The sequence below is a fragment of the Candidatus Ruminimicrobium bovinum genome (assembly GCF_902760015.1).
GTDB lineage: Bacteria > Elusimicrobiota > Endomicrobiia > Endomicrobiales > Endomicrobiaceae > Ruminimicrobium > Ruminimicrobium bovinum.
Map to the genome: position 1 here is coordinate 1 of NZ_CACWEU010000139.1, position 11,595 is coordinate 11,595.

Sequence of the window (11,595 nt, forward strand, 5' to 3'; positions counted from 1 at the left end):
TAAAAATTTATTTACCACAATACCCAAATCCGTAGGATAGAATTTTTTGTTTTCAAGGCGCACATACATTCTGTCCAAAATTGTTTTTATGGTCGGGGCATAAGTTGAAGGTCTTCCTATGCCGTATTCTTCAAGTGTTTTAATTAAACTTGCTTCGTTATACCTTGCAGGCGGTTCAGTCCAATGCTGTTCGGGAACTATTTTAATTAAGTTCAAATTATCTTTTACCGAAAGTGTAGGTAATTTATTTTCTTTCTCATTATCATCATTAATATAATATACTTTCATAAATCCTTCGAATTTTAACGTGCTTCCGGTTGATCTGAATATATAATTGTTTGCCGCTATATCTACCGATACCGTATCATAAACCGCATCGTTCATTTGACTTGCGACAAATCTTTGCCAAATTGCATTATAAAGTTTATATTCGTCTTGTGTTAAATACTGCTTCATCATTTCAGGTGTTCTTTTTACCGAAGTCGGCCTTATTGCTTCATGTGCTTCCTGTGCACCTTTTGATTTTGTTTTATAAAATCTCGGGTTAGTCGGTAAAAACTGTTTTCCGTATTGGCTGCCTATAAAATTCAATGCTTCGTTTTGTGCAACTTTTGCAACATTTAACGAATCGGTTCTCATATATGTTATAAGACCGACAACACCTTGTGTTCCGATATTTATTCCTTCATAAAGTTTTTGTGCAACAAGCATTGTTTTTGAAGGGCTGAATCCCAACCTTCTTGATACATCCTGTTGCATTGTAGATGTTGTATAAGGCGGGTATGGACTTCTTTTTCTTTCTTTTTTTTCTATTGAAGAAACAGTATATTTTGCCGCTTTAAGTTCTGTTAATATATCGTCTGCCTGTTGTTTATTTTTTATTGACAGTTTGTCAAATTTTTTACCGTCTTTTGAAATTAAATTTGCTTTAAATGAAATATCTTTTTTATCTTTTTGTAATTCTGCCTGTATTGACCAATATTCAACGGGAACAAATTTTGCAATTTCTTCTTCTCTGTCACATATCATCATAACCGCTACCGACTGAACTCTTCCAGCAGACAAACCTCTTCTTACTTTTTTCCATAATAAAGGGGAAAGTTTGTAACCTACAAGTCTGTCGAGAATTCTTCTTGCCTGTTGGCTGTCGACAAGTGCCATGTCTATTTTTCTCGGATTTTTAACGGCATCTTTTATGGCGGATTCGGTAATTTCATGAAACGTTATTCTGTCGGTGTTTTTATCGGATAATTTTAAGGTTTCTTTTAAATGCCATGCAATTGCTTCACCTTCACGGTCGAAATCGGTTGCAAGGTAAACATGGTCAACTTGTCCTACCGATTTTTTTAAATCTGCAATAGTTTTTTTTGACTTCGGCATTGCAACATAAGTAGGTTTAAAATCTTTTTCAATATCGACACCTATTTTACTTTCGGGTAAATCTCTTATATGCCCGAAAGAACTTTTAACAATATAGTTGTTTCCTAACATTTTTGAAATTGTTTTTGATTTTGCTGGTGACTCAACAATTACTAAATATTTCATATTTTACCTCATTTGAAAAATTGCGAAACAGTTTTAGTTTATAAGTTTATCTGTTTATAAGGTTATAGGTTCTTTTGTCATTCCGAGCTTGCCCCGGAATCCAAATTATTTTTAAACTCATAACCCCATAACCCCATAACCCCATAACCGTCCTTATTTGTTTCTTATATAAACTTGTCCGGGCATAACTTTTACCAAACCGTTTAATTCAAAGTCCATCAAAGTCATTGCAAGGTCGGCTATTTCTCTTTTTGTAATTAAACTGAGTTCGTCTATTGATATGCCGTTTTGCGTTTCATTTATTATTTTTAAAATTTCGGCATTTCGGCTATCAGTAATATCATTTAATGTTTTAATTGTCAAATTTTTTTTCTTTTTATTTCGTTGTGTTACCCATAATGCCAAATTTGATATTGCCTCAACAACATCATCGGGTTTTAATGCAATTAAACTTCCGTTTTTTATTAAACTGTTTGGACCTTGAGAATATTTTGAAAATATAGGTCCGGGGACTGCAAAAACATCTCTTCCGTATTCACAGGCAAGTTCTGCGGTAATTAACGAGCCGCTTTTTTGAGCGGCTTCGATAACTATTGTTGCCATCGATAAACCTGCTATAATTCTGTTCCTTCTCGGGAAAAGTATTTTATCCGGTCTTTGAAAAAGAGAATATTCGCTTATCAGAACACCTTCCGTTGCTACTTTTTCCTGGAGTTTTTTATTCTCCGGCGGATAACATTCCAATAATCCGTTACCTAACACGGCTATCGTCCTTCCTTTATTTTCCAAAGTTGCTTTATGTGCCTGCGAATCTATTCCGCTTGCAAGTCCGGAAACTACACAAATATCGTTTTCGGCAAAATATTTACAAAAATTACTTGTTACCGAAATTCCGTAATTTGTTGCACGTCTTGCACCTACTATGGAAACGGATATTTTATCGCTTTTATGAAATTTGCCCTTCATATATAGAACAGGCGGAAAATCAATGATGTCGGACAACTGTTCCGGATAAGCATCATCTTTATATGTTACTATATCAATTCCGTTATCTTTTGCAAGTTTTAATTCTTTTTCCAATCTGTTTGATTGTGCAATTTTTTTTGTTGAAACGGCAATTCTTTCCGGAAGTTCGTCAACCGACATCAAGTCGGATATACTTGCATTAAGTACATTAACGGCGCTTCCGAAATAATTTATTAAAGAAATTATTCTTTTAGGCGTTAATTCAATATTTAAGTTTAATGTAATAACGGCTTCTTTTTCTTTGTCCATGATAAATATTGTAATAAAATAATTATAAAAATATTAAAAGTTAATTCTCTCTTTTTCAATAACTAACGGACGGTTTTGAACTTGAGTCAGTATCGTATTGAGATATTCTCCTAAAACTCCGATAAAAAATAATTGTATTGAGAAAAAGAAAAATACTGATATTAAAATGGGTGCTATTCCGGCAGGCAAGTGATACCAAAATAATAATTTAAAAATTAAATAAAATATAGCCAAACAAAAACTTAATACGGACAAAACAAAACCGCACATAGTGGCAATTCTTAACGGAACTTTAGAATAATTTGTAAAGCCAAGCATTGCCATATCATAAAGAGTATAAAAATTATTTTTTGTAATACCGTGCTCTCTTTTATTTTGACAAAATTGAATACATGTTAAACTGTAACCCAATTCACAAACAAGTCCTCTTAAATACGGATAAGGTTCGTTTAGATTTTTTAATTTATCAATAACAGCTTTATCATATAATCCAAAACCCGTGCAGTGTTCCAATAATTTGGTTCCGGAATCGTTAAATAAATTTAAAAATTTATAATAACAGGTTCTTATTAAATACATTAGTTTACTTTCTTTGCTGGCAGTTTTTTGTCCTAATACAACTTTAAAACCCTGCTCCCATTTTTCTATAAATTCAGGAATTAAAGAAACCGGTTCCTGTAAATCCGAAGCTATTGCAATAACTATATCACCTTTTGCTTGTAACATGCCGTAATAAGGGGAACGAATATGTCCGAAATTTCTTGTGTTAATTATAACTTTGATATTTTTATTTTTAGCGGCTAAATCTTTTAATTTTTGTGCCGTATTATCCGTTGAACCGTTATCTAAAATTATTTGTTCATAATCATATTTGTCCTGAAGCTTTTCACAAGTTTCTTTTACTTGTTTACAAAGTTCTTCCACGTTATCTTGTTCATTGTAGGCACTTGAAACTACGGATATTAATTTTTTCATTAATTACTCCATAAAATTTTTGAGTATTAACTTCTTTTCTTGTTTTTTGCCAAATATTTAAAAAACGGTTTAGTCTCGGGTTTTATTGTTAAAAAATTTGAATTACTTAATGTGTTATCTTTTTCATTATAAACTATTTTATCCTCGAACGTTTTTGTTGAATCTGCCGCTCTAAAAATAGAACGGTTAGTTATTACATCATAAAAACCTCGTGTAAATTCTATTATCGGTGTAACACTTCCTATAATAAGGCAAGTGCACAATAATATATATCTTATTTTATATTTTCTAAAATTATAATTATTAAATAAAAATTTAATTATCATGATAAACAATATCAGTAAAGCAGGTATTGAAGCTCGCATACAAAAATCTGCCGCATAACCGACTTTTATAAACGGACAACATATTAACGATATAAAAACAATGTAATATAATAATTCGTATTTATATTGTCTTGAAATTAATATCAAATAAAGCCCTGCTTCCAAAACAAAAAAGTAAGTTATTACCGAAACGTAAAAAAAACCGTAATCTTTTGTAATTGAACTTATAACACCGTTTGCGGATGTTGAATGATTTGATATGAAATATAAACATATAATCGGTGTTATCAAAAATACGGATATTATATTTTGTATTGAAAAAATATTACTTACAAGTTTACCGATTTTTTTTGTTTTATATGCATCAAATAGTAATTTTAAACAATAACCTGTTAGAAATACGGCCAATCCCATAAAAGGTAAAGGTGAACAAAAAAAACAAAGCAGTGCAATTACTCCAAAATTTTCAACTTTATTTTTATTGTTATAAAACATCAATGTTAAAAGCCATGAGGGAAGCCCTTGGTTAAATACCCAAAATAAAACCGTTGTAAATGAGCTGAATTGTGCTTGTAATGACCACCATTCTATGTGCCACATATATGATGAAAAATGCGGATATAAAATTCCTATTATATCCATACCGGAAAATAGTATTAACATTAAAATAATCAAATAACTTTTAGAGCATTTTTTTATTTTAACTGCTCGTAAAATATGTAGAATAAAAAGAAAAATACCGATAATACTATAAAATAATAAAAAAATATTCCCGATAAAAAAGGCAAACATGGGAGAAATAAATAAAAATATTTTTGCAAAAACAGCCGAAGGTAACCAATAACCGATATAATAAACCATAGCCGCATCGGCACTTTTATAATAAACCGGCCAATTATAATTTATTAAATCTCTAAATATTGCATTTCTGCAATCATGATCCGGACTTTGATACCAAAAACCGCCTATGCCGGCAAAATAGCACCATAAAAAAGAAATCAACAGTAATGTATAAGCAAAATTTTTATTATTAATTAAATTTTTTAATTCAAATTTGTTATTTTTAAAATATCCTGCATATATTGCATATAAAAACAGAATAAACGATACTACGGCAATATACGGTTTTAACCAGCTTATTAAAAATATTAATAACGGTATTGCAACATAAATTATTGTTAATTGATTTAATGTTTTTAAATTTATTTTTAAACTCATTTTAACTCTTTGTTTATAATATATATATTTTTGATTATAACATTTTAATTTAATATACACAAAATTTTTATATAAATTTTATTGAATATTTAGTATAATTAAGTTTATTAATAAATTTATTGAAGGAATATAAAATATGAAAGTGGTAATTTTAGCAGGCGGACTTGGAACAAGATTATCCGAAGAAACAAAACTCATTCCAAAACCTATGGTTGAAATCGGCGGTAAACCTATACTTTGGCATATAATGAAAATTTATTCATATTACGGTTTTAATGAGTTTATAATACTCACGGGATATAAATCACATATAATCAAGGATTATTTTATAAATTATTACAACCGTTATTCGGATATGACGATAGATATGATTACAAATTCGGTTAAAATTCATAAAACACAAACCGAACCATGGAAAGTTACAATTTTATATACAGGTCAAAATACAATGACGGGCTCAAGAATAAAAAAGGCACAGGAATATATAGGCAATGAAAGGTTTTTGTTAACTTACGGTGACGGTGTAGCCAATATCAATATGGAAGAACTAATAAAATCACATAACTTATCAAAAAAATTAATTACAATGACTGCCGTTCAACAAACAGGCAGATTTGGAGCTCTGATAATAAAAGATGATAATATGATTACATCTTTTATGGAAAAACCCAAAGGAGAAGAAAGTTGGATTAACGGTGGTTTTTTTGTTTGTGAGCCGGAAATTTTTAATTATATTCCGGATGATAGCGATGACATAATTTTTGAAAGAGCTCCTCTTGAAAATTTAGCAAAAAATAATCAACTAAATGCTTTCAAACATTTCGGTTTTTGGAAACCTATGGATACCTTAAGAGAAAAAGATGAATTAACGGATATGTGGCAAAAAGGAACAGCTCCATGGGCAATTTGGAATCAGCTTCGCTGATTCCAAGAGGTATAGATGTATAGAGGTATTGAAGTATAGAGAAAGAAATGTATAAAAAATTAGAAATTTGGCAAGAGTCGATAAAATTAATAAAAGAAATTTATTATTATGCAGATTTGTTACCTAAAAGTGAAGAATTTAATTTAAAATTACAATTGAAAATAGCAATAGTATCTGTTACATTGAATATATCTGAGGGAAAATGTAAATCTACAGCACGAGAATTTGCGCATTTTTTGAATATATCATCAGCATCTTTATCAGAAGTAGAAACAATAATGTATATTTGTTTAGAACTTGGATATTTTAAAAATACTAATATAGATAAAACTTTAAATGAAATAAAAATTTTAAACAAAAGAATAAATTCATTGAGAAATAAACAAATTAAAGAGTATAAAAATGATAAATAAAAACTCCATACATCCATATCTCCATACCTCTATACATCAGAGAATTTTTTTTAATAAAAAAATTCTCGTTACCGGTCATACGGGGTTTAAAGGAACATGGTTGTGTTTGTGGCTTGAAATGTTGGGGGCAAAGGTTATAGGATACTCTATTGATATTCCAACAAAACCTTCTCTGTTTGAACTTGTAAAACCTAAATGTATTGATATTCGTGGAGATATTCGTGATTTTAAATTATTAAATTCCGTTGTAAAAAAATATAAACCTGAAATAATTTTTCATTTGGCGGCACAACCGTTAGTCAGGTTATCTTATAAAAAAACTTTAGATACTTATCAAACAAATGTCATAGGAACTGCAAATATTTTAGAAACTTTAAAAAACAATAATTTTGTTAAAGCCATTGTTGCAATAACAACGGATAAGGTTTATTTAAATAACGAAACCGGTAGAGCTTTCAAAGAAAGTGATTCTTTAGGCGGATATGATCCTTACAGTGCCTCAAAAGCTGCAAGTGAAATTATTATCTCTTCTTATAGAGATTCTTTCTTCAATATAAAAGATTATAAAAAAACACATAATACACTAATAGCTTCTGCAAGAGCAGGAAATGTTATAGGTGGCGGAGATTTTGCAAATGACAGAATAATTCCTGATTTTATCAGAGCAATACTTTCAAAAAAAAGTTTGAAAATAAGAAATCCGAAAGCAATAAGACCATGGCAACATGTTTTGGAACCTTTATCAGGATATTTGTTGTTGGGTGCTAATTTGTTAAAAGGTAAAAAAGAATTTGCACAAAGTTGGAATTTCGGTCCGGAAAAAAAAGATATTAAAACGGTTGAAGAAATAGTTAAAATAATGTGTTTAAATTTTGATAATAAAATAAAATACAGCATTGATAAAACACAACAACCTCATGAAGCTCATTATTTAAAACTTGATATAACAAAAGCAAAAAAACAATTGAATTGGAAACCGAAGTGGAATGTTCAAATTGCATTAAATAAAATTTGCGAATGGACAAAAGCATATCAACAAAAACAAGATGTGAGAAAAATTTGTATTGAACAAATAAAAGAATTTACTGATTATTCAATCTTCTAATCTTCTAAAATTTGTTTTACAAATTTTTGAAAGGAGTATATATGTCCGATGTTTTAAGAAATGCGGTAAAAAGTGCTGCAAAAATGTATTTTAAATTCAATAAGCCGAAAAGAAATCTAAAAAAATATATACCCGTTTCTGGAAAGGTTTTGGATAATGATGATTTATGTAATTTAATAGATGTCTCTCTTGATATGTGGCTTACTACAGGAAGGTTTAATGACGAATTTGAAAAAAATTTATCGGAATTTTTGCATGTAAAATATGCCGCTACAACAAATTCCGGTTCAAGTGCAAATCTTCTTGCTTTATCTGCATTAACATCTTATAAGTTAGGGGAAAAACAGTTAAAAAAAGGTGATGAAGTTATAACCGTTGCATCAGGTTTTCCAACAACCGTAAACCCTATAATTCAACTTGGCTTAATTCCTGTTTTTGTGGACTGTAATTTGGAAACATGCAATATAGATGAAACAAAATTAGAACAATCTTTAACAGAAAAAACAAAAGCAATATTTGTTGCTCATACATTAGGCAACCCTTATAATTTGGATAAAATTTTGGAAATATGTAAAAAATATAGTTTATGGCTTATAGAGGATAGTTGTGATGCTCTCGGTGCAACTTATAAAAATCAAAATGTAGGAACTGTCGGACATATAGGAACTTTCAGCTTTTACCCTGCACATCATATAACTATGGGTGAAGGCGGAGCAGTTGTAACAAATGATACTCAATTACATAGAATAATATTATCTTTTAGGGATTGGGGCAGAGATTGTTGGTGTAAGCCGGGACACGATAATACTTGTAAGAACAGGTTTGCAATGCAGTTTGGAAATTTACCGTTAGGATATGACCATAAATATACTTATTCGCATATCGGTTATAATTTAAAAATTACCGATTGGCAGGCAGCGATAGGTTTGAGTCAATTAAAAAAACTTCCAAAATTTTTAGAGAAAAGAACGGAAAATGCAAATTATTTAATCAATAAATTAAAAGATTTGGAAAAATATTTCATTTTCCCGAAAGTTGATAATGATTCAAAACCGTCATGGTTCGGTTTACTGTTGTCAGTAAAACAAAATGATAAATTTACAAAACAGCAACTTGTGGAATATTTGGAACAAAACGGTGTGGGAACAAGGCAACTTTTTGCCGGAAACATTTTAAGGCAACCGATGATGACGGAAAACGAAATTCCTTTAAGAATAGGTAATTCGACATTATTACTATCAAATAAATTAACCGAAAACGAATACAAGTTGTTACCTAATGCGGATTATATAATGAATAATACTTTTTGGGTTGGTGTTTTTCCCGCACTCGGCAAAAAAGAAATGGACAAAATTTCAAAGTTAGTTCATGATTTTATAAAAGAAAAAATAAAGTAATGATTAAAAAAAATGTATTAATTACAGGTTCCGGTGGTTTTATAGGTAAAAATTTAAAAGAGTATTTAAAAGATAAATATAACCTTTTAACTCCACGGAGTTTTGAAATTGATTTAACAAATTTAAAACAAGTAGAAAAATATTTTGAAGAAAATAAAATTGATTTTATAATTCATTGTGCATCAACAGGCGGAGCAAGAGGTATTGCCGATAAAGATACAACCGTTGAAGATAATGTTGCAATGGTCGATAATATTTTAAAATATAAATGCGATGATACACGAGTAATTTTATTCGGCTCCGGTGCTATGTACGATAAATCGAGAAATTTACATAAAGTTAAAGAAGATGAAATAGGAAATTTTGTTCCGGAAGATTTATACGGTAAATCAAAAATGTTGATTGCCGAAAAAATTAAAAACAGAAAAGATGTCTTGATGTTAAATATTTTTGCATGTTACGGATATGGGGAAAAAGAAAGCAGGTTTCCGACTTATACAATTAAAAGAGTTATTGAAAATAAAACAATAGAAATAAATCAAAATGTAATTTTTGATTATCTTTGGGTTGAAGATATGGAAAAAATTGTTCATCATTTTATAGAATATAAACCTAAAAACAATATAATAAATATAACTCCTACAAAAAGTATCAGCATTTTGGAAATAGCAAAAATAGTTAACGGTTTTGAGAATAATAAAGTTGATATAATTATAAAAAACAAAGTTATGAACAATGAATACACAGGTGACAACTCTATTTTATTATCCGAAATTCCAAATATAAAATTTACCGATGTTAAACAGGGTTTAAAAAATTTATATAATTATTATTCGTCACAAATAAAACAAAAGGGTATGAAAAATGAATAATTTAGAAAAAAAAATGCTAGAAACTTTAATAGATTTAAAGGAAAACCATAATGTTATCGGTGTTAAAGCTGAGTTTGAAGCTGAAGGAACAAGAATGGAAGAAGCTTTAAGATTAAAGGAAGTTGTAACAAAAGCCGGTTTAGAATTAACAATAAAAATAGGTGGTTGTGAAGCCATAAAAGATATGTATGATGCAAGGACAATTGGAGTAAATACAATAGTTGCTCCTATGATAGAATCGCCTTATGCCGCAAAAAAATATCTTCAAGCTGTAAAATTGGCTTTTCCTGAGGAAGAAAGAAAAGAAATGAAGTTTTTAATCAACATAGAAACAAAATATGGTTTTAATTATTTGGACGAAATATTAAATTCTGATTTTGCCAAAGATTTAACAGGTTTTGTTTTTGGCAGAACGGATATGACTGGTTCTTTAGGTATGAATAAAGACGATATTAATCATGATAAAATTTTTGAATATGCTAATGCTATAGCGCAAAAAACATTGCAATATAACAAAGAGCTTGTTATAGGAGGTGGTGTTTCAGCAATGTCACTACCTTTTTTTAAAAAACTTCCAAAAGGAGCATTAAATAGATTTGAAACAAGAAAAGTTTTGTTTGATGCACAAAAGGCATTAAATGATAACAATGCCGATAAAGGAATTTTAAAAGCAGTCGGATTTGAATTATTGTGGATAAAAAACAAACAGAATTTTTATAGTGCTATTTCTCATGAAGATAATAAAAGAATTGAAGTTTTAGAGTCAAGATATAAAGATTCGATAAGAAAGGCAGGCGGTTTTGTTTAAATATAAGTGTATAATTTTTGATCTTGATGGAACAATTTATTTCGGTAATGAATTGGCACCGAGAGCTAATGATGTTATTACAAAATTGAGAAATAAGTTTGATACTGTTTTTTTTATGACAAACAATTCGGCTAAAACACGTGAACAAATTCATGCTAAACTTGTTTCTATGGGAATAGATGTTAAAATTGATGAAGTAATTACATCTTCTTATGCCATTGCTAAATATTTAAAATATAATAATTTTACGGACGTTTACTGCATAGGGACAGAATATTTAAAAGAAGAAATAGAACTGCAAAATATCAATACAAAATCAAAAAAACCTCAAGCTATAGTTGTTGGATATAATTCTAATTTTAAATTAGATGATTTAAATGAACTTTTAAACATAAATTTGGAAAAGTATAAGTTGATTATTGCAAACAGAGAAAGATGTTATCCGAAAGAGAAAGGATATATCGTGCCGGGAGCCGGTCCAATTGTTTCTGCAGTTGAAAATTTATTAAATAAAAATGTTGATATAGTAATAGGTAAACCGAGTATTGAAATGTTGAAAATGGCTGTTTTAAATTTAAATATTTTGCCAAATGAAATTTGTGTTATAGGAGATAGCTTTGAAAGTGATATTGAAATGGCAAAAAAATATGGCGCTGACGGAATCTTGATTACAAAAGATAAAAAATATAATTGTAAATGTATAGAAAAATTGGCTGATTTATTGGATATAATAAAA

Annotated in this window: 11 protein-coding genes; 7 read left to right on the forward strand and 4 right to left on the reverse strand. The window is 29.4% G+C overall.

The window, feature by feature from the left end; translation table 11 throughout:
* The 4 genes from topA to ACMUOV_RS04925 all read right to left on the reverse strand — a co-directional run.
* Nucleotides 1–1,545, reverse strand: a 1,545-nt coding sequence (gene topA, locus ACMUOV_RS04910; protein WP_413853992.1) for a type I DNA topoisomerase, incomplete at its 3' end; no start/stop codon positions are given.
* 153 nt (nucleotides 1,546–1,698) lie between these two features.
* Nucleotides 1,699–2,820: a DNA-processing protein DprA gene (gene dprA, locus ACMUOV_RS04915; RefSeq protein ID WP_413853993.1), complete on the reverse strand. Its 1,122-nt coding sequence runs from the start codon at nucleotides 2,818–2,820 to the stop codon at nucleotides 1,699–1,701.
* A gap of 33 nt (nucleotides 2,821–2,853) precedes the next feature.
* Nucleotides 2,854–3,795 carry a glycosyltransferase family 2 protein gene (locus ACMUOV_RS04920; protein ID WP_413853994.1) on the reverse strand — a complete coding sequence of 314 codons (942 nt, stop codon included), beginning with the start codon at nucleotides 3,793–3,795 and terminating at the stop codon, nucleotides 2,854–2,856.
* A 26-nt stretch (nucleotides 3,796–3,821) separates the two neighbouring features.
* Complete coding sequence (locus tag ACMUOV_RS04925; protein WP_413853995.1) at nucleotides 3,822–5,339, reverse strand: hypothetical protein; 1,518 nt, start codon at nucleotides 5,337–5,339, stop codon at nucleotides 3,822–3,824.
* Nucleotides 5,340–5,475: 136 nt separating this feature from the next.
* Between ACMUOV_RS04925 and rfbF the strand changes: the two genes are divergently transcribed.
* From rfbF to ACMUOV_RS04960, 7 genes are all read left to right on the forward strand, one after another.
* Nucleotides 5,476–6,264, forward strand: a complete 789-nt coding sequence (rfbF, locus tag ACMUOV_RS04930; protein ID WP_413853996.1) for a glucose-1-phosphate cytidylyltransferase — start codon at nucleotides 5,476–5,478, stop codon at nucleotides 6,262–6,264.
* A gap of 47 nt (nucleotides 6,265–6,311) precedes the next feature.
* Nucleotides 6,312–6,677 carry a four helix bundle protein gene (locus ACMUOV_RS04935; RefSeq protein WP_413853997.1) on the forward strand — a complete coding sequence of 122 codons (366 nt, stop codon included), beginning with the start codon at nucleotides 6,312–6,314 and terminating at the stop codon, nucleotides 6,675–6,677.
* Nucleotides 6,667–7,782 (forward strand): CDP-glucose 4,6-dehydratase, encoded by a 1,116-nt coding sequence (gene rfbG, locus ACMUOV_RS04940; protein WP_413853998.1) that lies wholly within the window; start codon nucleotides 6,667–6,669, stop codon nucleotides 7,780–7,782. The genes ACMUOV_RS04935 and rfbG overlap by 11 nt, the downstream gene beginning before the upstream one ends.
* Before the next feature lie 41 nt (nucleotides 7,783–7,823).
* Complete coding sequence (rfbH, locus tag ACMUOV_RS04945) at nucleotides 7,824–9,179, forward strand: lipopolysaccharide biosynthesis protein RfbH (RefSeq protein WP_413853999.1); 1,356 nt, start codon at nucleotides 7,824–7,826, stop codon at nucleotides 9,177–9,179.
* On the forward strand, nucleotides 9,179–10,051 hold the full coding sequence (locus tag ACMUOV_RS04950) for an NAD-dependent epimerase/dehydratase family protein (protein WP_413854000.1): 873 nt from the start codon (nucleotides 9,179–9,181) through the stop codon (nucleotides 10,049–10,051). Before rfbH ends, ACMUOV_RS04950 begins: the two co-directional genes overlap by 1 nt.
* Nucleotides 10,044–10,859: an aldolase/citrate lyase family protein gene (locus ACMUOV_RS04955; RefSeq protein ID WP_413854001.1), complete on the forward strand. Its 816-nt coding sequence runs from the start codon at nucleotides 10,044–10,046 to the stop codon at nucleotides 10,857–10,859. The genes ACMUOV_RS04950 and ACMUOV_RS04955 overlap by 8 nt, the downstream gene beginning before the upstream one ends.
* On the forward strand, nucleotides 10,852–11,595 hold a 744-nt coding region (locus ACMUOV_RS04960; protein WP_413854002.1), incomplete at its 3' end, for an HAD-IIA family hydrolase. The genes ACMUOV_RS04955 and ACMUOV_RS04960, both read left to right, overlap by 8 nt.